The organism is Niastella soli, from assembly GCF_017742245.1.
GTDB classification, from domain to species: domain Bacteria; phylum Bacteroidota; class Bacteroidia; order Chitinophagales; family Chitinophagaceae; genus Niastella; species Niastella soli.
The window spans coordinates 140,328-164,757 of record NZ_JAGHKO010000011.1 but is presented as its reverse complement, the minus strand read 5'-3'; the positions used below and the strand labels follow the sequence as shown (position 1 = coordinate 164,757).

At 44.5% G+C, this 24,430-nt stretch carries 19 protein-coding genes; 5 read left to right on the top strand and 14 right to left on the bottom strand.

Annotated elements, in window-relative coordinates:
• Positions 1-24 precede the first annotated feature (24 nt).
• Positions 25-2,160, bottom strand: coding sequence for a type IA DNA topoisomerase (locus J7I42_RS26850; RefSeq protein ID WP_209142003.1), 2,136 nt, complete (start codon positions 2,158-2,160; stop codon positions 25-27).
• A 31-nt stretch (positions 2,161-2,191) separates the two neighbouring features.
• Positions 2,192-2,530 (bottom strand): bacillithiol system redox-active protein YtxJ, encoded by a 339-nt coding sequence (gene ytxJ, locus J7I42_RS26845; RefSeq protein WP_209142001.1) that lies wholly within the window; start codon positions 2,528-2,530, stop codon positions 2,192-2,194.
• A 278-nt stretch (positions 2,531-2,808) separates the two neighbouring features.
• Between ytxJ and J7I42_RS26840 the strand changes: the two genes are divergently transcribed.
• Complete coding sequence (locus tag J7I42_RS26840; RefSeq protein ID WP_209141999.1) at positions 2,809-3,039, top strand: DUF4287 domain-containing protein; 231 nt, start codon at positions 2,809-2,811, stop codon at positions 3,037-3,039.
• A gap of 404 nt (positions 3,040-3,443) precedes the next feature.
• On the opposite strand, the gene J7I42_RS26835 is transcribed toward J7I42_RS26840, so the two are convergent.
• Together J7I42_RS26835 and J7I42_RS26830 are read right to left on the bottom strand one after the other, a co-directional pair.
• Positions 3,444-3,863, bottom strand: coding sequence for an acyl-CoA thioesterase (locus J7I42_RS26835; RefSeq protein ID WP_209141996.1), 420 nt, complete (start codon positions 3,861-3,863; stop codon positions 3,444-3,446).
• A gap of 80 nt (positions 3,864-3,943) precedes the next feature.
• A complete protein-coding gene (locus tag J7I42_RS26830; RefSeq protein WP_209141994.1) occupies positions 3,944-4,954 on the bottom strand; it encodes a mechanosensitive ion channel family protein in 1,011 nt (336 codons plus the stop codon).
• Positions 4,955-5,147: 193 nt separating this feature from the next.
• Here J7I42_RS26830 and J7I42_RS26825 point away from each other — a divergent pair, with 193 nt between their 5' ends.
• Both J7I42_RS26825 and J7I42_RS26820 read left to right on the top strand, forming a co-directional pair.
• A complete protein-coding gene (locus tag J7I42_RS26825) occupies positions 5,148-5,489 on the top strand; it encodes a hypothetical protein (RefSeq protein ID WP_209141992.1) in 342 nt (113 codons plus the stop codon).
• Between the two features lie 22 nt (positions 5,490-5,511).
• Positions 5,512-5,718, top strand: coding sequence for a hypothetical protein (locus J7I42_RS26820; protein ID WP_209141990.1), 207 nt, complete (start codon positions 5,512-5,514; stop codon positions 5,716-5,718).
• A gap of 9 nt (positions 5,719-5,727) precedes the next feature.
• On the opposite strand, the gene J7I42_RS26815 is transcribed toward J7I42_RS26820, so the two are convergent.
• Positions 5,728-8,277, bottom strand: a complete 2,550-nt coding sequence (locus tag J7I42_RS26815; protein WP_209141988.1) for a BamA/TamA family outer membrane protein — start codon at positions 8,275-8,277, stop codon at positions 5,728-5,730.
• A 114-nt stretch (positions 8,278-8,391) separates the two neighbouring features.
• Between J7I42_RS26815 and J7I42_RS26810 the strand changes: the two genes are divergently transcribed.
• Together J7I42_RS26810 and J7I42_RS26805 are read left to right on the top strand one after the other, a co-directional pair.
• Positions 8,392-8,568: a hypothetical protein gene (locus tag J7I42_RS26810; RefSeq protein WP_209141986.1), complete on the top strand. Its 177-nt coding sequence runs from the start codon at positions 8,392-8,394 to the stop codon at positions 8,566-8,568.
• An 81-nt stretch (positions 8,569-8,649) separates the two neighbouring features.
• Complete coding sequence (locus J7I42_RS26805) at positions 8,650-9,414, top strand: hypothetical protein (RefSeq protein WP_209141984.1); 765 nt, start codon at positions 8,650-8,652, stop codon at positions 9,412-9,414.
• Between the two features lie 253 nt (positions 9,415-9,667).
• Here the strand turns inward: J7I42_RS26805 and J7I42_RS26800 are convergent, their stop codons facing one another.
• From J7I42_RS26800 to J7I42_RS26760, 9 genes are all read right to left on the bottom strand, one after another.
• Positions 9,668-10,924, bottom strand: a complete 1,257-nt coding sequence (locus J7I42_RS26800; protein WP_209141982.1) for a S41 family peptidase — start codon at positions 10,922-10,924, stop codon at positions 9,668-9,670.
• Between the two features lie 35 nt (positions 10,925-10,959).
• Entirely contained in the window at positions 10,960-12,195 is a 1,236-nt protein-coding gene (locus J7I42_RS26795; RefSeq protein WP_209141980.1) for a S41 family peptidase, read from the bottom strand.
• A 10-nt stretch (positions 12,196-12,205) separates the two neighbouring features.
• Entirely contained in the window at positions 12,206-12,928 is a 723-nt protein-coding gene (locus J7I42_RS26790) for a porin family protein (protein ID WP_209141978.1), read from the bottom strand.
• Between the two features lie 18 nt (positions 12,929-12,946).
• Positions 12,947-14,323 (bottom strand): RCC1 domain-containing protein, encoded by a 1,377-nt coding sequence (locus J7I42_RS26785; protein WP_209141976.1) that lies wholly within the window; start codon positions 14,321-14,323, stop codon positions 12,947-12,949.
• A gap of 77 nt (positions 14,324-14,400) precedes the next feature.
• Positions 14,401-15,753, bottom strand: coding sequence for a hypothetical protein (locus J7I42_RS26780; RefSeq protein ID WP_209141974.1), 1,353 nt, complete (start codon positions 15,751-15,753; stop codon positions 14,401-14,403).
• A 24-nt stretch (positions 15,754-15,777) separates the two neighbouring features.
• The gene (locus tag J7I42_RS26775) at positions 15,778-17,274 is read right to left on the bottom strand and encodes a RagB/SusD family nutrient uptake outer membrane protein (protein ID WP_209141972.1); all 1,497 of its coding nucleotides are present in this window, start codon (positions 17,272-17,274) and stop codon (positions 15,778-15,780) included.
• 7 nt (positions 17,275-17,281) lie between these two features.
• Positions 17,282-20,311, bottom strand: a complete 3,030-nt coding sequence (locus J7I42_RS26770; RefSeq protein WP_209141970.1) for a SusC/RagA family TonB-linked outer membrane protein — start codon at positions 20,309-20,311, stop codon at positions 17,282-17,284.
• Between the two features lie 74 nt (positions 20,312-20,385).
• Complete coding sequence (locus tag J7I42_RS26765) at positions 20,386-22,044, bottom strand: DUF5018 domain-containing protein (protein ID WP_209141967.1); 1,659 nt, start codon at positions 22,042-22,044, stop codon at positions 20,386-20,388.
• A 132-nt stretch (positions 22,045-22,176) separates the two neighbouring features.
• A complete protein-coding gene (locus tag J7I42_RS26760; protein WP_209141965.1) occupies positions 22,177-23,886 on the bottom strand; it encodes a putative Ig domain-containing protein in 1,710 nt (569 codons plus the stop codon).
• Positions 23,887-24,430: the final 544 nt, after the last annotated feature.

Here is a 24,430-nt window from a genome sequence, read left to right as displayed (position 1 = left end):
AACCTGATCAACTGATCAACTTACCTACTCTATCTCCAAATCAAACACATCATTCAACTTCAATTTCCCCTCCTGTTCCGCTCCACCTACCATCCACCCCTTTGCTTTACCCGTTTTACCTTTGGTTAACAGATCGGTAACTTGTTTATCGGTGAGCTTTTTGCCAAACACTTCAAATGGCACTTTAAAACCGCAAACCTTGAAATTGGCACAACCATAGGCCGTATTCCCTTTTTTCAATGGATGCGATTTGCATTTGGGGCATTGCTGTTCTTCAATCACAACAGCCTTCTTAGGCTCTTTTGGTTTCGCTTCCTTTTTGGGTTTGTCGTCCTTCTCCTTTTCTTTTTCTTTCTTCTCCGGTTGCTTTTCCACAATTGTAATTGATCTGTACGTAGCCGTTTTTACTTCTATTGTAAGGTCAATCACCATTTGTATCAGCTCCTGTTTGAACGTATCCTTGGGGTATTCTCCTTTTTCGATAAGGCGTAATTTACGTTCCCAGATCCCCGTGAGCTCGGGACTTTTGAGCAGTTCGGTCTGTATGGTATCTATGAGATCGATACCGGTTTGTGTAGCGTAGATATTTTTCTTCTTTTTCTCAATGTACTTGCGGCGGAAAAGGGTTTCAATAATATTCGCACGGGTAGAGGGGCGTCCAATACCGTTGTCCTTCATCAACTCGCGCATTTCTTCATCATCCACCTGTTTACCCGCCGTTTCCATGGCACGCAATAAAGTAGCCTCCGTATATGCTTTGGGCGGAGAAGTTTTTCCTTTATGGATGCGGGGAGTATGCGGACCACTCTCACCTACCACAAACACGGGCAGTACTTTTTCTTCTTCCTCCTCTTTTTCTTTTTCGGTCTTTACATCATTGGCATATACTTCCCGCCAGCCCGGTTCCAGGATCTGTTTACCGGTCACTTTAAAGGGCACCTGCCCTACCTTGCCTAATACAGTCGTATTGGAAATTTTACATTCAGGGTAGAACGCTGCAATGAAACGCCGCGCAACCAGATCGTAAATCCGCTTCTCTTCTGGCGACAAATTTGACGGATATACGCCGGTTGGAATGATGGCATGGTGATCGGTAACCTTCTTATCGTCGAAAACCGTTTTTAATTTCGGGATGGGATTGGCCAGCACCGGCGCCGTCAAAGCCGCATAAGGCGTCAGGTCGCGCATAATACCCTCAATTTTTGGATGCAGGTCTTCCGAGAGGTAAGTGGTATCTACCCTTGGGTAAGTGGTCATTTTCTTTTCGTACAGGCTCTGGATATATTTCAGGGTATCATCTGCAGAATAACCAAATTTCTTATTGGCTTCCACCTGTAAGGCAGTCAGATCGAACAGCCGGGGATTGCCTTCTTTCCCTTCTTTCTTTTCAAAAGAAGTGATCTCAAAAGGATGTTCTTTCAAATAAGCCAGGCCTTTTTCAGCCCTGTCCAACACTTTTATGCGATCGATGGTAGCCGTGAACTCCACATCGCGGTACACTGTTTTTAACTCCCAGTATTCTTCAGAAACAAATGCATTGATCTCCTTTTGCCGGGCCACGATCATGGCCAGTGTAGGGGTTTGGACCCGCCCAATGGAAAGCACGGTTTTTCCCAAGGCAAATTTTTTGGTGAACAGACGGGTAGCATTCATCCCCAGCAGCCAGTCGCCAATAGCACGGGCGCTGCCTGCGGCATATAAATTATCGTATTGATTGGAATCTTTTAATTTCTGGAAACCTTCGCGAATGGCATCTTCGGTAAGAGAGGAGATCCATAATCTTTTAACGGGCGCATTGCATTGCGCCTTGAGCAACACCCAGCGTTGTATCAGCTCCCCTTCCTGGCCCGCGTCACCACAGTTGATCACTTCTTCACATTGCTGTACCAGCTGTTCTATTACCTTGAACTGCTTTTGTACACCATCGTTGTTGATGAGTTTGATGCCAAAATTCGGGGGGATCATGGGCAGGTCCTCCAGCCGCCAGTATTTCCACTGATCGGTATAATCATGTGGTTCCTTTAGGGTACAAAAATGCCCAAAGGTCCAGGTAACCTGGTACCCGTTTCCCTCCAAATAACCATCCTTTTTCTGTTTGGCGCCAATTACCGCTGCAATGTCCCGGGCCACGCTTGGCTTTTCAGCAATGCAAACCTTCATAGTGATTGAAAAAGGGCAAATGTCGTAAAAATTACGACAAATGACGAGCTATAACTGCCGGATCTATAGCATGGTGCGAAGATGTATAGACCACTTGTTTGTCTTTTACTAAAATGATCTGGGGACTCTGGTGAGTAACTTTTAACTCCTTGGCTATCAGGTTAGAAATTGGTCTGTAAGTCAGTAGATCGAGGTAATTGAAATCGGCCTTGCCTGCTATATGTTCAAACCCGTCTTCCAGCCGGTGTTTTGCATGGGCACTAATACCACAAGTCCTGCTGTCTTTGAAGATGATCTGGGGTTTTGAGTTCGAATTTTCCAAAAGGGTATAGAAATCTTCTATCACTTCCACGCTTTTCCAACTTTTCATGCTGCAAAATAAATAATTAAGATAATATGATTTGAGATATAACAACCACGGAAGCCTTTTGTTTGCCGCCCCGGCTGGCGTATTTCCTGAAGCGAAATATATAAAAAGCATCTGAAAAGGCAGCAGGAAAAACTCACTAAAACCATAGTGATCACGGGATGGCGGTTGGCGCGAATCGCTTCAATTACTACATGTCATAAACGCCCCTTTAAGTTGTCACATTCAGCCATCAGTCGTTTTATACCACTGGAATACCTTTGACATATAAACACAACCATATGTCATTTCAGGCTTATTTAGACAACATACAGACTAAGACCGGTAAAACACCTACTGAATTCAAAAAGCTGGCCGAGAAGAAAGGCTTTCTCACCAAGGGAAAATTAACCGCAGGCATAAAAGCAGGGGAAATCGTTCAATGGCTGAAGGATGAATTTGAACTGGGGCACGGCCATGCAATGGCGTTATTTGCTTTGTTCAAGGGAGTTAAGAAAGAAGGGGATAAATAGCAGGTAAAACTATAAATAGACTTTACACTGGGAAATGCCATAAAAGAAAAAAGTCCTCTGTAGAAACAGACGACCTCTAACGATTGCTTGCCATATGAAAAAAAGATAAATCTAATTTGTGTGTGAAGCTTTTGGCTTCGGGTAGCTTCTCATTTTCTTTGCTTCTTTCCGTGCTACCGTTGTTGATGATGTAAAAGTACAGCGCTGCTGACGACCTGCCTAACCAGCTTTTTACCGATTTAATGATGGCAAACCCTGCAAAAAATTTGCAAAAGGGCTGTCCTGCAAGGGTTTAGGTCGGTTTTCCTATTGGTAGCCAACGCTTTTTACAGTTTATAAATGGCTAACATTTGACAATTAATGGTCAAAATGTGGTAGTTTTTCCAGGCTTGCGTCCCTCCGGCCTATAATTGTCCATCCCATTCGGGCACACCGGCCAGCTTTTCCAGTAAATTTTCTGGCAGAAAGGGCCTGCCATTGGCGCCTACGCAGGTACCGGAGAAAACCGCTTTGGTCACCACCTTGTTATTCAACAGAATGGTTTGTTTAAAATGCAATACCGATTTATTGGTTTTATCTACCAGGGGGCTGCAGGTAACAACAAATTCATCTCCTTTTTTCAAAGACCGAACAAATTGCAAGGTGTATTTTGATAATACCATGTTCACCCCGTTCTCTGCTTCCTTTATAAAATCAAAACCCAGCACTTCTTTGATGTAATCGTGCCGGCACCACTCCATATAAAAAGGATAATATAAGCCATCCATAATGTTCTGAAAGTCTATGTGCTCGTCTTTTGCCGTATAGGTCTTTGAATATTCCATAATACCTGTAATTATTGGCGGCAAAAGTAATTGTTTCCAGGTATTAAGGATAGAAATACCCTTAACATAACATTACTGTCTTATCGGTTATTCGATTTAGGGAACATGACCTTATCAGTTTGCCTGAGTAATTCAGGAACGGCCCGTCTGATAATTTCTGTTCTGACAGAAGATGCTTTTTTGGGATCAACGAGGTAGTTCACCGATGCTTCTACCCAGGTATTAGCGTTTATGCGTAAGGTTATAAACGGGTATTCACGGATGGTTAGTTCATCAATGGCTGTTTGTTTTACCAGTACTTTTAACTCTTTAACTTTTTCTTCCAGATCAGGTCCCAACACGTCTTTTGTGATCCGGCGCAGGACTTCTTCCACAAAGGCAAAATCACTTTCATAAGCTATATGAAACGGGATCTCGTTCCAGATATAAGGGAACTTGCGCCACGAATAATTATATACTTCATATTGAAATACCAGGGTGTTAGGAAAACGGATCAGTCTGCCGCTCGGCAGGTCATTGGTTAAGTAATCGCCACTGAATTCCCAAAGCGTGGTATCCAAATAGCCTATTTCAACCACGTCGCCCTTGAAATCATTGATCTGAATGCGATCACCGACTTTATACGGATTTCTTGCAATTATATAAAGCCACCCGATAAAAGATGAGATAGGTGTTTGCAGGGCGAACCCAAGCACCAGGGAGATCAAACCCAAAGAAACAGCAGCCGTGTACCAGTTTTGAAACAGAAATGCTATTATGATCATCCCTATGCCGATCCCGGCAATGATGCGCACCAGTTGTATGAGATTATAGGCAATGGCTTTTACATGTTTATACTTGCTAATAAGGGCCTGCGCATATCTGGATGTTGTAAGTACAAGGAAAATAAAAAAGCCTGCAAGAAAGGATTTCTGGATGAGTGTATGATACCTTGTCACGATGCCCAAAACCCGCAGCCGTACAACGAAGTAAATTCCAAGGCATATCAACCCCAATATTATGTAAGTACCCAGCCAAATTGTATGATTTACATTTGCTTGTCGAACACGTTCGGCTTTTTTAGATTCATTCTGGCCCGTTTCTATTTGCATGGCACCCGCATTTTAAAAATAGCAAACTGCACCTCACATTCACATTAATTCTTATGCCAGTGCGGTAAAAGATCGGGGCAAACATTTCCCTCAGCCATTTTAATGCCAGCACCATACATTCCACGTATTGTTGAATACTTAAGACAGTACCTGCTGGCATAATTACTGTGCACAGGAGCTTAAAATCAATACTATGTCAGGAAAAGGAGTCAAAAACAAACAAGGCACTTCAGGAAAAGTGGCCAGTCAACAACTCGCCCAGGCCTTTGCCGACAATCGCCCAACACAAAGAAAACCACAGAATCGCAAATTGTACGATCTGCTGGTAGATGATGTTCCCTACCAGATAAGTACGGAGGCATTTACCTACAATGACGAACAACGATTTTATGTGAGTGTAAACGGCGGTGATGAACATATATTTACCTGGGACCCAGACCTCAAACGTTTAACGGCAATAGATGAGGATGCAGCTACCTGGCCGGAATCACTGGAAGAAGCGATCAACAACAGGTTACAGCAAGAACTGAAATAGTATAACTATTAAACTGTTAATAATGAAAAACCAAGCACCCGCCCATAATAAATCCAAACAAACAAAAAGCGGTGAAACCGTTCCTGAGAACAGGGACAAACAGGGCGTTGATAAAATGCCTGAACAGGAAAAAGGAAAAGCCGAGCTGATAACCTCCAAAAACCTGAAAGGAAAACAGGTTGATGAAGACCCAGAAACAGAAGAAGGCAAACCGCTCGAAGATTATTGATCAACCCGTTTAAAAAAAGAAACCGGCCCTTAATGTTACAAACGACACTTCTTTTGAAGTAGAGAAATAGGCAGTAAACGCCATTAAATTATAAGGGAGATAATAAATACCTCCTCCATAACTCGTATGTATATCATTGGAGCGCTCCCCCTTTATCCAAACCCGTCCGTCATCGAAAAATCCCAGCAGGCCAAGCTGACCACGAAATACATAACCTCTTAAATTAGCGAGCCGGTACCGCAACTCTGTATTTTGATACACACTGCTTCTGCCCGCAAAACGGGTGCGCCAGTACCCTCTTAAATTCTCGGAGTTACCGAGTGTATTGGCCTGGTAAAATTCGTAGTTACCTATGTTGGTTGCTGCGCCGCTGCGATGCGCAAAGGTTAACCGGTTGAAGAAAGTGTAATACAAACTTACGGAACCATTCAAATTCAGGAATTGTCTCGACGTTTGTTGCAGGTTGTTATAATAGGAAAAACCGGTTTCTATACCGAGTCCCTTCGTAGGGTACTTTAAGGAGTTCCGGGAGGAATATTGCCAGGTACCATTCACTCCGCCAAAATATTTGGTAGCAAACACGGCTGAATCCAATTCCGAGTACGCGCCCGACACAAACTTATTTTCGTTAGGCAGGATCTGCATGGTCTCAAACTGTAAACCAAACCGCAGGGAGCTGTTACTCCAATCCCTGCTAATACCCGGACTAACATACCAGTTCTTTGCTTTGGTGCGATAGAAAGATCTTGATTTTACCAACAGCTCGGTATTGTTCCCTAAACCATAAAAGTTTAAAATATATCGGGGTCCCTTGTAGGCTGCTGCCAGATTAAGGTCCCACTTACCAAAGGTTTGTTTAAACAGTCCTTTATAACCAAAACCCAGTGCGCCGGTACCAAATGCATAATTCACCACAAAACTTTGCTGCCAGCCAAAAGGCGTTTTGCCCCATTGCTGTCTTTTGTATAAAAGCCCCAGTCCTAAAATAACCTGGTCATCGGGATTGTACCCGGGAATGATCAGGGGTATCCACCAATCATATTTAACCGAATTCCTTTTGTAGTCAAAGAGGCTGTCTGAACTATGATTGATCCTGAACTGGTGATCAGCAAAGAAATTATTATCGCTATGATCATATGCCCGTACTTTTTGACCATTGCCCTCTCCTGCTGTTATAAAACTATCAACGCCTTTACCACCAATGGCCCGGATCAGGAATTTATTCTTTCCATCGCCGGTAAAAATAAACCGATCCTTACCTTCCAGTCCATATACATTGATCTGTTTGGTGGCATTATGATCAAACACGCGGTAATAGAATGTATCGCTTTTCTCATTGAGGCCGGTCACCGCCAGATGCCTGTTATCTATCTTTGAAAAAATAAAGGACTCATTCTTTTCTGATCCGGTAATAGTGACATGTCGGCTTAAGTAACGATAATATTTCATGCTGTAACCAGGCAAATGATCTCTTCGCTGCCGTAATCTTTTCACCAGGAAATCACCAGAGATGGCATTCACTTCATCCGGCATGGTATTGATACCGGCGCGGATAGCCGAATCGGGTAATGCCTGTTGAACCGTGTGGATCGTTTGCTCCCAGTCTTCTTTTGTAAGCTGGTTCAGCAACTGCCGGTCAAGGTTACGGGCTGAAAAGTTTTGTCCCAGCATGTCCTTTACCTTGTAATGCATATTTTGTAAAGGCCGTAAGGCCCAGGGCCTTGAGATCAACCAAAGGGAAATACCATCCGTTCTGGAAAACGCCTGGTCGCGGTCCCGGCCAAAAGGTTCGTATAAGGTCCTGGAGCTGTCTTCATGGGCACACCACACCCACTGATCTTCGTGCCGGTCCCAGTCGTTTATGATCATATCGAACAGACGAACTTTCAGGAACGCCTGTTGATCAACCTGGTTCTTCGTATTCTTAAATAGCTTCTCGAATAATTTTTCAGAATTGTCTATATCATCGGCATTATCGCTTAATGCGGTGTGGTCCCATCCTTTTCCGGAAGGCCTTTCTTCCAACAGGCATAATTTATTGGCAAAGACCGAATCATACTCGCCCAACCGCGGCTGACCAGGAACATATAATATTACAGGATTCGTATGTAGTATGTGTAAATAATCAGCCAGTTTGGCAATGGCCACGGGACCATAAGGGTGCGCTGTACTGATCTGATCGTTTACAAGATCGTTTATAAATGTTCCTTTAAACTCGTCGGGCACCAATACGTCCAGGCTTTTATCAATGGTGCGCAACACATATTCCTTTCCATCGCCACCAATTAACCGAAGTGTTTTGGTTTGATGCCCACCGCCCATTTTCTGGGGAGTTAATCCGCCCTTGGCCGTCTCGAGGTTCAATACGGGGAAACGCACCTCGGTAGCCCATTCACGGCGATAGTGTTCGCCCCACCAGAACATTTTACTGCCCGATGCAATGTATTGTTTGCCAGCCGGCCGGGTTACCACTAATGAATCTGTAAGGGGTACCGATTGAGCCAATGCTTGCATAAGAGCAACGGATTGTAAACCAATTAGCAGGGCAAGTTTGGTCATAGTTGCGGCTTTTGGGGAGCCTTGCAAAAGTCATTCCTGTTAGATATAGTACGGAGGGCATATGAGTTGAAGCAATACATGCAATATGATCGTTATGCTTAGAATATATTTAGCTTGTTTGATCGCAGTGGCCCTTTTTGGATGCGGCAACCATTTCTTTCCGGGTTTATAGCCGATGAAAATAACCGCGAAGTATACGACCGGCCCGTGGGCGTGGCTATGACAAAGAATTATATGTTGGTAGCGGATGATGCCACCAATACCATTTGGTGTGTAATACCCAGTAAATAAGCGGATTATCCCTGATCGCTCTTTTTTAATAACTTGTTTTACTTTTACCTAAATTCGTAACAACCTGAAGCAAGTTATATTATGAAAGCACCCGTTTTACTTATGCTGGCATTTGCTGCCATAACCGCCCATGCACAAACCAGTATCAATAATTTCAAGTATGTGATTGTACCCGAAAAGTTCTCCTTTTCCAAGTCGGAGAACCAATATGGATTGAACACTACGTTAAGAGACCTGCTAGAAGAAAAAGGCTTTACTGCCATTATGAGTAACAGCCAGTTGCCACAGGATGTAGCTGCCAACAAGTGCAGCGCATTACTGGCCGATGTAACAGAGAAAAAAGGGCTCTTTGTTACCAATCTTACGATCCAGTTAAAGGACTGCCAGGGCAATATCATCTTTAAAAGTAAAGAAGGTAAAAGCCGCGAAAAGGAATTTCAACCGGCGTATGATGGTGCATTAAGAGATGCCTATACTTCTGTGAAAGCAGCTCCCTATCAGTATGATGGCAGTACATTCGCGCCAGCGCCAACCGCCAGTGCAGTACCTGTACCTGCTGCGCCGGTAGCCACAACCCCGGCGGCAGTTGCGACGGCTGTAATTGCTGCAACTATCATAACAGATGCCACCGGTACTTTATATGCACAAGCCACCCCCAATGGATTTCAGTTGATAGATACCACACCCAAAAAGGTATTGACCATACTGAAAACTTCCACGCCCGATTATTTCATTGCACAGAACGGTTCTGTGGCTGGCGTTGTATTTAAGAAAAATGAAGAATGGCTGTACGAGTATTACAAAGACGACAAACTGGTTAGCCAGAAATTGCAGATCAAGTTTTAATAACAACTTATAAAAATGTAAGTCCCCCGACAAGATCGTCAGGGGACTTTTTTATTTACCGGTCATTACCGGGGGATGGGTTTCCGGTGGGCACTTCCCGATGACCCAGTCGAAAACTTCCCCGGCATGGACCGGTATGAATTCATTTATCTATTATTTACCGGTCGGCGCCGGGGAGTGGCTCCCGGAAGGGCACTTCCCGATGACCCATAGCGGAAATTCCCCGGCATTGACCGGTATCAAATCTTTTGAATTATTTGGTCACCACTTCCAAACCTTTCTCTAACTGTACGTCGATATTTCTTTTGATAGCGGTGGTATCATAAGCTATTTGAATGTCGGGCGTGAGGCCTTTATTTTCATAACAGACCATGTTAACATCCCTTAACTCCACCCCCGCACAATATACCTGTACAAAGTTGGCCGCAACAAACTGGCCACCCATGTATTTTACATCTGAAGATGGTATCTGTCCGGTACCCCCCCAGGTATGTTCACCAACCAGTTTTGCGTTGGGCCATATGGCTTTTATTGACATGGAGGTCATCTCCGACATACTCACCGAATTCTTATCTACTAATACGACAATAGGTTTTTTAAAGTCAGTACTTCCCTGTTGCGGATGCACATAACCTTTTACCCAGGGAGTATAATCCAACCGGCCATTTCCATTCCTGGTGCGGGTATTGGTAACATGCACCGGTGATGTAACAAGGCGGCCCAACAGGAAATCGAGGTCAGGCACACTGCCACCGGGGTTTCCCCGTAAGTCAAGGATCAATCCATCGATGGAGGGATCTTTTGTATACCGGAAGAAATTATCCAGCACCGGTTTTACCGGGTTTGCGGTGGTATTAACTGCATAATACTGGCTTTGCAATTCAAAATCCTTATACTCCAGGTACAGGATATTTTTATTATTACGGGGGATTATTCCCATATTAATACGCCAGACAGTGCCATCGTTTGCAGTTCCGGTCCCCATCTCAGCTTTGGTGAGATAGTATTTAGGGATGATCACATCGAATGTGCTCCTGGGAACATACAGTTCATCACCTCTTAACTGATGCCTGATAGCTGAAGGATTGAAAACGTTGGTGCCTGTGACAGGATAACCGCTGATCATATAGTCAGTCAACCCGTTAAAGCTCAGCGACAAATGAGAATCCGCCAGGTCCTTGGTCATATCAACCAGGAACTGTACTGCCCGCTGGGGATTTTGGGGGTCATTTTTAGTCTGGTCAAGGTATTCAAACCGGGGCTTGTAGGTCTTATACATATTATCCCAGTTAACCGTTTCTACATCCCAGAACATATAGTTGGTATTCATCCCATTCCAGAACGCTTCAAAGATCTCCGTATAAGACCTCCCGTAATAGCTGGTCAACCGCTCCGGTTTAACTTCTTTTCTGCAGGCGCCTAAGGTGCTGCTCAGCACCAACAAAAGCAGCGCGCTTCGCCCCCACCTGCTGTTTATTTTATTTATCAGATTATTAATACGTGTAACCATAATTATAACATTAAAACGCAAAATGATTATCTCCCCTATTGATTCAGAAACTCTATCGCTTTTTCCAGTTGAATATCGACGCCGGTTTGCAACATGGTATTTATAGATGCCGCATCGTACGTTACTTCCACATCGGGACTGATACCGGAGAAATTAAATTTATGATTCTTGTCCAGCAAGGCGGCATTCGACATCCGGGCAGTTGCAAAAGAACCCATATTAAAGGAACCTCCGTTCGTACTGATATCGTTACCGGTGATGAGGCCGGCGGTGCCATAAGTGCGCTCGCCGATGACCGTTACTTTGGTGTTAGACAGGCCTTTAAATGCCTGGATCACCGATTCACAAAGCGCTGAAGAGTAAATATCAGCCAGTATTACAATGGGCTTTTTGAAATCGGTAGCCCCCGTTTGCGGGGTAATATTCAAAGGCAATGCAGGCGTATAATCTAACCGGCCACTCCCTGATTTATACCTGATGTAGCCATACAAAGCCGGTTTTGCCGTAAACTGACCTACAAAAAAATCCACGTCCTCCAGGTTGCCGCCCCGGTTATTACGAAGGTCAATGATAATGCCATCGCAGTTGCCCTTGTGAATATTGTCAAACAGGTTTTTGATTACCGGGCGGGGTGGGTAGGTTACGTATTTGGCATCATACGATTCTTTCAACATAAAGTTGTTGATACCGGTATACAAAAGATCCTTTGCCCCTTTTCTGATCCTTCCGGTAGTAATTTGTGAAACCACATTGGTATTATAATTCTTATAAACACCATAGTCAAATTCATCCAGGTAATTATACTGGGAAATGTAATCGAACAAGGTATCGGGCAGGGCGGGCCGGATGCGTTGTGTTCTTTGCAATTTTGGAATAAAGCTGATATACGATTTATACAGGCTGTCCTCAAACCGGTAATCACCACCCGACCACAATTGGAGTACATACTGACCATCCTTCAGGTCCTTGGTCATATCGGCCATGTATTGAAAACCCAGGTTGGTGGTGGTATCGGAATAGGGACGCAAATTCAGCGAATCGAATTTTGGCTTATAGACCCGGTACATACTGTCCCAGTTCACCGTTTCTACATCCCAGAACTGGTAATTGGTGTTGAGCCCAGTCCAGAATACATGAAATAATTCTGAAAAATCGTTTATCTCATAATTACTGATCAGCTCCCGCTTTGGTATTTCGCGTTTGCAGGAATACAATCCCGCAAACAAACCCACCACAACGGTATATTTGAAAATTATTTTAATTCCTGACATGCACTATGCTTTACTTGTTATGTTTTAATACCGGCAATTGACACTGAACGCTCAGCAACAGGCTGTAGGTATCATTATACCGGGGTGTCTGGTTTTCGGAATATGCTTTTTGCATATCGGAAAAAGAAGGTGTGTATCTGCCTTCCAGTGAAAACACATATTTTTTATTGGGCGAATACTGCACCCCAACGCCGGCCAGTCCACCCCATTGAAAACGTCTGTCTTTGGTGGAATTGAATGTATAGGGTTCATCAAAAGGCAGGTAATTTTCCAGGTCCATGGGCGACAGCGTACGTCCTTTCACGTGACCACTCACCCAGTACTCACCATACCCCCCAACGTTAAGTATACCGTACAGGCTTTGCTCTTTTTTAAAATGCCCGCCAAACCGGAATTGCGCCATCACCGGTAGTTCCACGAAATTGTTGGTGGTTTGCTGGTACATATCAGAATAAAAACCGGTGCGCTGGATGCGGTAATTTTTCTGAACAAAGGTCGGTACCGCCTGAATACCGCCGAACCAGGAGAGCTTGGGAAATTCATAACGAATAGCCACACCGCCAGAATAACCATATGATGGTTGGTATTCAAAAAAAGGTTTGTCGGAAGTATTGGTTGTAAGATAATTCCGGTTAACACCTGTTTCAATGCCCACATGCCATTGTGCATTTACCTGGTTTCCACACAGCAATGCTGTAGAAATACCCAGCATTGCAAAGATCTTTTTACGCATATTTATTTTTTTGAAAACTTATTTTATTTGAATAGGAGAAGAAATATAGGTGGTATCGAGGCCGGTACCCAACGTTCCTGCAGCATTGGCTCCCCAGCCCCATAAAGTACCATCCCCTTTCAGGGCATACGAGGCGCCACCGGTTCCTGTAAGGGTGGTGGCAGTAAAACCGTTTAATTTTATGGGAGTGCTATCGGAAACAATAGAGGTGGTGCCTTTGCCCATGAGCCCATATACGTTATCGCCAGCAGACCAAATCGTACCGTTTGTTTCTTTAAAAAAGGTAGCCCCGGTATGAGGGACGATAACATCAATTGCTTTTGTATCGAAAAAGGAAATCCGGGCAAATGTATCGCGATTCTTAAAATCACTCATCCCCAAATGACCACGGCCATTGGCACCTGTTCCCCAAACCTTGCCATTATTATCTAACAAAAAGGTAGTGGACCCACTGGTAAATATTTTTGCAACCCCTGCTGAAGGCGTGCGTAATAAAACCGGAGTGGTTCGTCTTGTTTTGTCGGCAAGCCCCAGCTCACCATTGAAATTGAGTCCCCAACCCCATACTTCACCATTGTTTTTTTGAACCAGGAGATCATCGCCACAGCCAATAATTTGTTTTACATTGCTGACGGGGACCTTTACAAATGTTGCCCGCAGCTCATTATCGCCCTGCGCCAGTGCCTGGGTATAATTTCTGCCAGCGCCCCAAACGGTACCATCTCCTTTCAGTGCAAACACTTCGTTGAAAGTGATAGCGATCTGTGTTGCATCATCCAGGAACGGGACCCGCTTAAAGGTTACCACACTGTTAATGTGCCCCAGACCCAGTTGACCAAATTGGTTCCCTGAGCCCCAGGCGGTACCATCTTTCAGTTTGATAATGCTGGCCGCATCCCCGGTAAAGATCTGGTCAACATCGTAAATTGGAACCTGTGTAAGCCTGTTACGGCTGCTGTAATCGCCTACACCCAATTGGGCATGTGCATTGCTACCACAAACCCATAAAGTACCATCGTTCTTCAGGGCCAATACCTGACTGTAGCCACCCGCAATGGATTTTACTATGGGGGATTGTATGGGATTCACCGTGATCCGCACGGTGTAGGCAGCAGTTTTGCCGTTACTCGTTACGGTATATCTGACCGGATTGGTAAAATTCTGTTTACCCTTTGGCTCAACGCTATCGGAATAAGCAGTAATAGTGGGTTCCAGGGCAGTAATATCGGTGCCATAGTCAACCATCAATCTTATTGCGGTATCGCCCAGCAGCATTCCCTGGTAGGGCCTGTTCAACTTCGGGTTGCTGGTTGTTTTCTCTAACCAGAAGTCAAAAATAACAGTGCTCTTATCATGAACAGGAATATATTCAGGGTCTTTATTGCACCCTGTCATGGCCCCTAGTAAAACCAGGCCGAGACAAAAAGAAAATACCGGTATTTTTTTTACTTTACTGAACATACTTACGGTTTCTAGTTACACTTGAAAGTTAGGGGGTCATAATCGTTACAATCTACGGTGGTCTTATCGGCCGCATACACGGTGACCTGTGGTGGTGTTACCAGACCGCCCGTTCTTCTGGACATTACCAGCGAATAATTATTTTTTGCCGCAACATTGATCTTTATTTGTTTAAGGGTAAGTCCGTTGGCATCCAGGTACTGGGGCACACGCAAGCCTGCGTATAAATTCTCGGCATCGCCTAAATCTTTTCGGCTGGCCTTTGCTTCCGTATTATAAACATCTGTGCGTATCGGTGAAATTCGACCCTGTTGGTATACCATGTATGCGTCATCATCTGACATGTAGTTAAGCGCTTTCGAAGTATAGAAATAATAATCCCAATTCGTTTGTGTACGTATATCTAATGTTTTAAGCTGGGTAGTACCATCGAGCCAGAGTAACCGTAATTTCGGATTGGCATTCATGTCGAGATTGCGCACGGGGGTCCACATCAGCACTACAGAAAGTAGTTCGGGATTGTGACTGAAATCGACCGTATCCACGCCACAGCCCTCCAATGAAATGATCCTGAGGCTATCGCTTTTTGACAGATCAACGCTTTTCAGCGGGGCGCAATACGTGGCAACCAGTTGATCCAACTTACGGTTCTTGGTTATATCCAGTGTATTCACCACCTTACATTCTTCGAGGTACAACCTGCGCAACTCTGTATTGGTAGATACGTTCACTGTTTTTAAGGATGACATCCCAAAGGTCATCAGGTGCCGCAGATTGGCATCGTTATCTGTTTTCAGCGTACTCAGGCGGGTCAGGGAGATTAAATTAACATAGTTCAGCGCCGTCAGGTTCGACAGATCGAGCGTAGTAATCGGAATGGCAGCCGCTCTTAAAAAACGCATACTGGTGCAACCTTTCACATTTACATACTGCAGATCTTTATTGGTCAGCAATTTGATGGTATCGAGCGCCATCGTAGCTCTCAGATTTACTGAATCTACCGGGCAGTTCTTTACGATCAGTTTGCTCATTTTCGAGAAGTACTCGATGCCTTTCAGGGAGTGAACAAACGGGTTGGGACAAGTGAGGGTGTCAATTGTCATAGTGCCGGCAAAATTCTTCACTTCGGGACTGGTGATATCGATCAGTTTTCCGGTTTTATCAAACGCATTGGGACAAATGTTTGCCTTCAAATACACCCTGAGCATACTGTCAGGAATTAACCTCATGGTCTCTGTTTCTACAGGCGTGTCATCAACCGGATTCGAATCGCCTACTTTTTTAGAGCAGGATTGTATAAGCAAACCTGTCATCAGTAGTATTACTACCAGGAATTGTGACAGACTCCAAATTCTTTGTTTCATAACAGTATGTAGTTTTTAAGTTCTTTATAAAGGATTTTGTTTTACAACACCATGCGTAGCATCGATCTCCGCCTGCGGGATCAGGAACTGCCATCGCTCATCTATACTGGGTTTTCCAGTCCTCTTTAGGTATGATGACCAGGCCCTATCATGCCTGGACCGGTCTAATGGTATATCCAGCCGTTTCAGGTCATAGAACCGGAACCCTTCGCCCCACAACTCTATTCTGCGCTGAACAAAAATTTCATACTCTAATGCATCCCTGTTTTTTGTAGTTATCTTATAAGCCGGGTCCCTTTTCTTTACCAGTTCGTACAATACTTGCTGAGCAGCAGCATCATTGTGTAAATAAAAATTTGCCTCTGCTTCTATTAAATACATTTCAGCCGCCCGCATCACCGGTACATCGCCAATACTCATGGCCGGGTCTTTTACTTTAAATTTCCGTTGCATAAATTTCACCCGGGCCCCAATTTCTTTTCCGTCAGCATCCAGTGGAACCGGAAATGAATGGTTGGTACCGGTAGAATCCCATAACTGCCAGCGAACATCGGTTGATGGGATCAGATAGTACAAGGTATCCACGATGGTCCTTGGCGAGGTCTGAATATTCTGCGCCGGGAAATTGCACGACATATAGGCAAAGAAGGAAGCGAAGTAGGTGGTTTGATTTTCCTGCTGGTGCATTCCCCACATCCATTCAGGGGTATTGTAATCATTGAACCCGCTCATGTAGGTAACCGAATCCATAAGGGTATAACCGGTACGCGCCGCTTTTGCCATGTCAAGCGCCACCTGATAGTCCTGCTGGGTAAGGGCCACTCTTGCTTTCAATCCCTGCGCCACGCTTTTATCGAGGTGCGACTTATTAGTTCGGGTGTAACCGCCTAACAGATCAATGGCCTTGTCGAGATCGGCATTGATCTGGTCATATACCACCCGTACACTGGCGCGGGGAGTGGCTTTCTCCTGCGAATGCAGCGTTATTCTAAGTCCGGGACCGTCGTTATCACCAGCGGCATCATATCGCTCCCCGAACAATTGTATCATTTGAAAATAGGCCCAGCCCCGGTATGCATACGCCTGGCCCAGGATGGCTTTTTTATCTTCATCACTACCCCTGGCATCATTTACGTGATCGATCAACAGGTTTATGTTATTGATGATCTCGTAATAGAAATTATAATTGAAATACACCAGGGCGGAAGTCTGATTCCGGTGCGAGCTCAACCATAAATAGGGATATATGAACCAGTCGGTGGTAGAGGAAATGGTAATATCATCACCCATAACATCCATAAACATCATATTGGAGCCCTGTCCTACCAGGTCCTGACGGCCTAACTGGCTTGAATACATGATCCGGTGTACACCGTTCAACAACTTCCAACATCCTGCAGTAGTGGTCAACGCCTCATCTTCAGGTATACGGTCTGTAGCCTTTGTTTCCAGATATGATTTGCTACAAGACGCCAGCAAACCGAACACCGCTATAAAGAGAAAAGTTTTATTAAGTCGCATGTCTGTATTATAAATTTGCAATTACACCTAATGAATAAACTCGTCTGGGGAGGTATACATCTCCGGTTGTTCCGCTGAACGTCTGTAGAACATTCATGCCTTTGCGGGCCGAGAACTGATACGCATTTTCTACACTCAGGTAGGTTTGCAATCCTGATAAATGAAGGCGCTGTAAAGCTGCGCGATTGAAGTCGTATCCCAGGTTGATGCTATTCACCGTAAGCGAGGTGGCGCTTACCAGCCATCTGTTTGAAGAACCGGCAAAACCGGCACCTTTCAAATAGTCCATACGCGGAACATCCGTTTGATCGCCTGTAGCCTGCCAGCGTTTCAGGATATCCTTAGATAGTGAATTACCAAAAGAGGGCGTCATCATACTGGCATAAACGCCATCGTATGTTTTGCCACCGATCTGGTAAGTGCACACCAGGTTGAGCGAAAAATTCTTATAACGCATATCGCTGCGAAAGCTTCCCTGCAGATCAGGGATGGCTGAACCCTGATAGTCACGCTTCGCTCTCGCTGAGGCTGTGGTATAACGTACGCCCTTGATAGTTTTATCAGGATCGTCATAAGGTGCATTATCCTCATAGGCAATCTTATCATCCAGCTCATATAAAGCATCTCCATTGGCGGGATCTACCCCTTTCCAGGAATAGAGATAGAAGTCGTAAATAGAATGCCCTACTTCCAGTTTTTTAGTACCGGAAATAATTTCCTTGATCGATTCGGGCATTGAGGTGATCTTATTCTTTACCGTCATTGCGTTAAGCGTAAAGTCCCAGTTGAAGTTTCTGCCTTTAATAACCTCTGTATTTAAGGTGAGTTCAACACCACGGTTATATAAGTTACCAACGTTCATCCAGATGCTGAAAGCGCCGCTGGGGGTACCCCCACCCGATAATGGTTGGGGCACATTGAATATAAGTCCTGAAGTAATTCTGTTGTATACATCAATATTTCCCGAGATCCTTCCTTTAAAAAGCGAGAATTCAACCCCGATATTCATGCTACGGTTCGATTCCCAGGTAAGATCTTTATTGGCAATAAGGCCATAAATGTAACCAGGCTCCTGGGCATTGTTATTGACCATATAACCACTCTGGTAAACATAAGTACCTACATTATCGTTACCCACCGAGCCATAAGAAGCTTTCAGCTTCAGGTCGTTTACAAAGGAAGAATGGAAAAAATCTTCCTTGCTGATGCGCCAGGCGCCCGATACCGTTCCGAAATTATACCACCGTTTACTTGCTGCAAAAAGAGAGTTTCCATCTCTTCGAAGCGAAGCCGACAAATAATAGATATTGCTATAATCGTAGTTTATTCTTGACAGATACCCTTCAATACGTTTTTCAACTGTACTGGAAGTGGGAGCTTCTGTAACGGTAGTATAGTTTTCCAGTTCCAGTTTATTTCCCGGAGCAATCTGGTTCCTTACCGTTATGTTGGAACTGATGGTTTCACGGCTACTGTTTTCGTGACCGATCATCGCTTCTATACTATGTCCATCCCAGGATTTATTATAATTCAAAAGCTGATTGAACGAATAACTCTTCATGCGTGCATTGCCTCTCGATAACGATCCCGCTGGTGAACCGTCACCAATGGTTGGGTTCAGATAACTGTAGGATTCTGTTGTTTCCTGATCAAGCCCCAGGTTGGTGGTCAATTTGAGGCCTTTTGCCAGTGTTGCATCAACATAGGTACGGGCGCCCATAGCTATGCCAGTGAGGTAATTCACATTTAATTCCCCTTCGGCCAGTGCATTACGGCCCGGTGAAAAAGGCCGGTTACCATTGGTATGAATACCATCATCATAAATGTGCTGGCCATTTTTATCGAGCACATAAGCCCCATTAGGATCATGCGCATGAACCGGATAGATGGGCCCCACAGTTCGCGAAAAATAAAAAGGGTTAACTATATAACCGGACCCATACGCCGGGGTTTGATTGGTATTGGTAGTTGAGCCGTATACATTCACACCGGCTTTTATAAAAGAGTTCAGACGGGCATTGGCATTCACTCTTCCATTCCAGCGTTTGAAATCGGCTGTGGGGGTATAACCCTTGTCGGTTATATAACCCACCGATGCGTAATAATCTGCATTCTCATTTCCGCCATTGAAAGACATGGTATAATCCTGGCGGAACCCTTTGCGCGTGCCCGCCTTTTCCCAGTCCAGGTCATCGGCATACAACAATTTTGCATTGGGGTTCAGCTTTCCATTTATATCTACAATCTCATCATCGGGCACATTGAAAGGGTTATAACCCAGATTCTCTTTGATCCCTTCCGTTGCATATTTATTGGCCAAATACCCGCCCTGACTGCTGACCAGGCCATTGCGGTAATACTCCCACATCAACGGATAATATTCATACGCATTCACCTGAGCGTATTCAGGCAGCATCCGCACATTCACCCCCTGGTTCATTTTGAACTGAACGGCTGTTTTTTTACCTCTGCTTCCTTTTTTGGTGGTGATCACGATGACGCCATTACTGCCACGTGAACCGTATAAAGCAGTAGAAGCGGCATCCATCAACAACGACATTGTAGCAACATCGGCGGGGTTGATACCACTGGGATCGCCATCATACACCATTCCATCAACCACCATCAGCGGGGAACTCCCGGCAGAAATAGACCCAAACCCCCTTACGCGGAGATTGGAAGTACTTCCCGGTTGACCACTGCTCAGTGTGCTTTGCAAACCGGGCCCAATGGCTGTGAGACCATCAAGAATATTGGTGATAGGCCGTTTTGCAAACTGACTATCGCTTATTTGTGCAACGGCGCCTGTTAAAGATGCTTTCTTTTGTGTACCATAAGCCACCACAACCACATCACCCAGGGTTTGGGCGGTGCTGCTGTCGCTCCAGTTTTTCAAACGTTGTGAAGGGGGGATTACAACAGTGTCTGACTTTTTGGGCGCTGTTTGCCGGGCTCCCTGCGTTTGCCCATGAGAACGGGCAGGGAGCACACCTGACACCAGGGCTGCCAGGGATAGGGGAACAAGAATTTTCTTCATAACTCGCTTACAAATTCATCCTTAATGAAAACCGTTCAGGAAATGTTCAGTCCTGTAGTTTTTGTTGTTTATATTTATTTCGAACGCAGATACGGATAGCCGTTATTGGTGCCGGAAGCCACACTCCATACAGATGAAAAATCCCAGTTAGCATAAGTTGCAGCCGCTTTCATTTCCTGGGTTGTTTTTCCATTGGTGGTAAAGGCATTGTCAAAGGCAAAATTTCCATTACCGCCACCCAGGTTGGTTTGACCCGTGGTTGTTTTATCCCAATAATTGGTACAGGTACCACTGGTAATAAAAATACCATTCGGTGTGGTGCCTACCAGTGCACCAATAAGGAATGGCGCAGTGGCACTTGTGTGTACACGCGATACAACACCGCATACATAACAGTTGGTAACCAATACTATGTTGGCAGAAGTAGCTATTTGCCCCACCAGCCCGCCAATGCGGGTACCTTTATGAAAATCTGAATTGGTGCCATTGGCGCCTGTTACGGCCCCGGTAGCATAACAATTCTGAATTTTGCAAGCAATAGTTGGAATTGAAGACAAAGTACCAACCAAACCGCCCATACTATTGGGTGCCGTCAGGCTACTGGTGGTATTAAAAGGTAATTCTACTACATTACCTGATGCATAACTGGTTTTTACAGTACAGGAATTTACAGCCCCGACCAGCCCCCCCACATTTACAGTACCAAGTATTGAACAGGCAGCATAGGAATCAGCGATCTCACTATTATAGGCAGTACCAATTAAACCACCTGCATCATTAGCTGAAACCGCATAACTACCTGCAGGTGCAGTGATGTTCGCGTAGCATTTACTAACGGTTGCATTTTGAGCCGATCCTATAAGGCCACCGGTATATTGACTACCAGTTACAACCGTATTATTACCGTTTACATAACAATTGGTAAAGGTGCAGGAATCTGTAAATCCGGCCAGGCTGCCTATATAGCCCAATCCATTGCTTCCATCAGCGGATCTTTCAACTATACCGGTGGCAGCCAGTTGAATCCCGATGTTTTTAAAGGTGGCTTTGACCGCATAACCAAACAGGCCGCTATTACTTTTGTATCTGTGGCCAGCATCGATACCGGTTGGCTGGGTATTGTCGCGGAAAAGGCAGGTTAAACCTTTTATTACGTGATTTTGTCCATCGAGTGAACCCCTGAATACCACAGGGCCACCATCAACATACTTTGTGCCTATAGAATACCAGCCATAATCCTCATAGTCGCTGATACCGGTGCTTGATGATCCAGCTGCATTGAGCGCAGGCAGCTGGATATCGTTCATCAGCATGTAGCTTTCGTTGAGGCCATTACGGACGTTGCTCAACTGTTTGGCATTATAAATACCATAGGGATTGTTTACCGGATCATAAACGGGCACAGTTATTTGTACGGTATAGGTTTTACCCTCGCCGGTCTTAACAGTATAAGTTACTCCTTTGGTGTAGTCTGTAGCAGTTGAAGGATCGGGGCTGATGCTGTAACCGGCAGGCAGCACCGCTGCAGCGGCCAGTTTTGTTACATCAATGCCACGGGGCATGTGCTTTATTTCCTGCACCGCGTTATCGATGGTAATGGCAGTTGAGTCTGCACCAAATTTAAAAGTAATGGACTGGAAGGAAGCTGCGCCTCCATCCTTGTCCTTTTTACAACTAAACAAACCAACTGCTAATAGAAAAGTGCCTATTGTTTTCGGGAAGGTATATTTCATTGAATTGTTTTTTTTAGAAATGGAGTCCCGAGGAATCGGGACCCCTTTGTAATCTATAGTCTCAATCAAAAAAATGCTAAGGGTTCGATCTGCCCATAAGCAGGCATCACAGGTATTGGAATATTCAGATTTTTATAAAAGGCTCCATTCAGCAAGCGTTCTATAAATTTTGATCCTTAATTTATACAGGGTAAAGCTGCCATCGGCTTTTTTCCCTACTACAACACAATCATAAAAAGCATGAGAGTTAAAATTGTATGTATTTATTGTGGGAGTGCCACTGATAACACCGGTAGTTGTATTGAGTGTTAAACCGGTGCCTGGAGCAAATGGATTTCTGTCAGGGTTCAGCGCAATAACTGAATAGCTTACAACCCCGGCACCGTTCACAGGCGACAATTCGGCTGATGTATACCCAGGATAAGGACTACTGGCAACATTCACCGGCTGGTTTTGTACAAACAAATAGTTATTGGTTGCGTTTGTGCCCTTACCGGTTGAATTGTATGTGAAGAAAGGATCATTAGCCACTATATTCATAGTAAATGAGCCATTATATGCAATGCCGGCAGGATTGGTAAGCGTAACAGTATGAGAAGGAGTTGCGCCACCACTAAAATTCCCGGGAGGCGTTCCTGAAATAACACCAGAAGTTGAATTGATGTTCAGCGACTCACCAGTAACAAATGGTGTCGCAGCAACTGAATAACCACTCACCTGACCGGCAGTTATTAACGGATTCAAATAAACGTTGGCCCCGGCTAAAGTCTCCGTTGGCAATTTTGTAAGGTAAATGGTATTACCTGAGTTGATCCGGGGACAGAGCGTGTCTATAAGGTTACCATTAAATAATGACATCATATAACTTACCTGGGAAGGTATTGCGGTAGCATTGACCACCATGCGCACATTCACGTCCTGATACCCACCGGTATTGAGTCCTCGCACAACAACCGTTACATTGGCCGCTGCAGTAGGCGTTCCTGTTATTGAGCCAGAAGTACTGTCGAGAGTTAACCCTGCAGGCAATGCAGGACTGCCAGGCGCCAGCCGGTATCTTTTAATTAAACCGGAAGTAGTTAATACAGTCGGGTTCAGCGTAGATCCAATAGAGAGATCTTTAGTGAAAGTACCGTTGAAAGTATACAGAAATGCTGGCTTCTTATCATTAACAATTATGCTGATGGTTGTTGAAGCGGCTTTATTGTTGGTGGTAATACCTGTAATAACAAAAGATACCGGTGTGGGAATTTCAGTATTTAAGGTATTGGTCAGTTTGGTAGGTGTACCGCTAATTTGACCCGTTTTTGCATTGAAGACAAGACCTGTTTTAAAATTCAGACTATCCGGAGAAGGAGAACAAAAATACTGGTTGAAGTTACCAGCCAGTACCATAGGCGCAATAGCCGTAGTGATCAGGTCCTTTGAATCTTTTTCAAAAGTGAATACCCCTGTTGGCCCATAATTAAAACCAACAGTACCTACCAGCATGGTGATGGTATCGCTTGCAGTACCACCAGTACCTCTTGCTGTAACTACAAATTTTGTAGGCAGCAGTGTATCACTTGGCGTACCGCTTATTTCACCATTTGCAGTATTCAAAGAAAGCCCTTTCGGAAGCAATGGGTTGATGGTATATTCAGCAATAGGACCGCCGGTGCTATCGGGCTTCACCGGAGTCATAGCCACGTCCTCAGCAATGGAGATAACTTTCTGCTTGTAAGAAATGGCAGGGGGTGGAGTTGTCACCTTATCCGATTTCTTACAGTTTACAAGTAACAGGGTAAATAGTGAGCAGATCAATAATTTCGCCGACAAGCGATAGTAGGGCATTCTCATCATGCAATTATGGTTTTGGAGTTTTAGACACCAATTTGTTGATGCCTCGGTGACTGATTTTGATTGACGAAAAATGAGATTCAAATCTTTTATGTGTTGGTGAAAGTTACCAAGCAATGGAGTGGCTGTGGGGTTGCATTGTACCTACCTGAGCAAACATTTGATGAACTGGGCCTTCCAAGGGACGAATATTTATATATTGAAACCGGAAATTCATCACTCTAATAACCCCATTCATCCGCTATTTTTTCATATTCGAAAAAATACCAAAGCGTATAATGGATGATTCCTATTAAAAAAAATGTATATCTACTAAATACGGGGTTTGGAAAAAACGAGCAGCATGTAAGCCACCAACTACGAATTCGATTGCACTAATAAAGCTTCAGCGGCAAGGGATTGCATATAGGATGGAGTACAGGGAATTGTTTAATTGGTTTCGTCTATAAAAGCACCCGGTTTGTCTTGTTTTGTATTATTATTCCAGGAAATCTCTATTTTTACAGGGCACACCCAGGAAAACTCCCGACCAGATACTAATGCCTTT

What these genes read in the sequence shown, in the direction of transcription:
- J7I42_RS26850 (WP_209142003.1), bottom strand. Translation starts at nt 2,160, where the DNA reads ATGAAGGTTTGCATTGCTGAAAAGCCAAGCGTGGCCCGGGACATTGCA.
- ytxJ (WP_209142001.1), bottom strand. Translation starts at nt 2,530, where the DNA reads ATGAAAAGTTGGAAAAGCGTGGAAGTGATAGAAGATTTCTATACCCTT.
- J7I42_RS26840 (WP_209141999.1), top strand. Translation starts at nt 2,809, where the DNA reads ATGTCATTTCAGGCTTATTTAGACAACATACAGACTAAGACCGGTAAA.
- J7I42_RS26835 (WP_209141996.1), bottom strand. Translation starts at nt 3,863, where the DNA reads ATGGAATATTCAAAGACCTATACGGCAAAAGACGAGCACATAGACTTT.
- J7I42_RS26830 (WP_209141994.1), bottom strand. Translation starts at nt 4,954, where the DNA reads ATGCAAATAGAAACGGGCCAGAATGAATCTAAAAAAGCCGAACGTGTT.
- J7I42_RS26825 (WP_209141992.1), top strand. Translation starts at nt 5,148, where the DNA reads ATGTCAGGAAAAGGAGTCAAAAACAAACAAGGCACTTCAGGAAAAGTG.
- J7I42_RS26820 (WP_209141990.1), top strand. Translation starts at nt 5,512, where the DNA reads ATGAAAAACCAAGCACCCGCCCATAATAAATCCAAACAAACAAAAAGC.
- J7I42_RS26815 (WP_209141988.1), bottom strand. Translation starts at nt 8,277, where the DNA reads ATGACCAAACTTGCCCTGCTAATTGGTTTACAATCCGTTGCTCTTATG.
- J7I42_RS26805 (WP_209141984.1), top strand. Translation starts at nt 8,650, where the DNA reads ATGAAAGCACCCGTTTTACTTATGCTGGCATTTGCTGCCATAACCGCC.
- J7I42_RS26800 (WP_209141982.1), bottom strand. Translation starts at nt 10,924, where the DNA reads ATGGTTACACGTATTAATAATCTGATAAATAAAATAAACAGCAGGTGG.
- J7I42_RS26795 (WP_209141980.1), bottom strand. Translation starts at nt 12,195, where the DNA reads ATGTCAGGAATTAAAATAATTTTCAAATATACCGTTGTGGTGGGTTTG.
- J7I42_RS26790 (WP_209141978.1), bottom strand. Translation starts at nt 12,928, where the DNA reads ATGCGTAAAAAGATCTTTGCAATGCTGGGTATTTCTACAGCATTGCTG.
- J7I42_RS26785 (WP_209141976.1), bottom strand. Translation starts at nt 14,323, where the DNA reads ATGACAGGGTGCAATAAAGACCCTGAATATATTCCTGTTCATGATAAG.
- J7I42_RS26780 (WP_209141974.1), bottom strand. Translation starts at nt 15,753, where the DNA reads ATGAAACAAAGAATTTGGAGTCTGTCACAATTCCTGGTAGTAATACTA.
- J7I42_RS26775 (WP_209141972.1), bottom strand. Translation starts at nt 17,274, where the DNA reads ATGCGACTTAATAAAACTTTTCTCTTTATAGCGGTGTTCGGTTTGCTG.
- J7I42_RS26770 (WP_209141970.1), bottom strand. Translation starts at nt 20,311, where the DNA reads ATGAAGAAAATTCTTGTTCCCCTATCCCTGGCAGCCCTGGTGTCAGGT.
- J7I42_RS26765 (WP_209141967.1), bottom strand. Translation starts at nt 22,044, where the DNA reads ATGAAATATACCTTCCCGAAAACAATAGGCACTTTTCTATTAGCAGTT.
- J7I42_RS26760 (WP_209141965.1), bottom strand. Translation starts at nt 23,886, where the DNA reads ATGATGAGAATGCCCTACTATCGCTTGTCGGCGAAATTATTGATCTGC.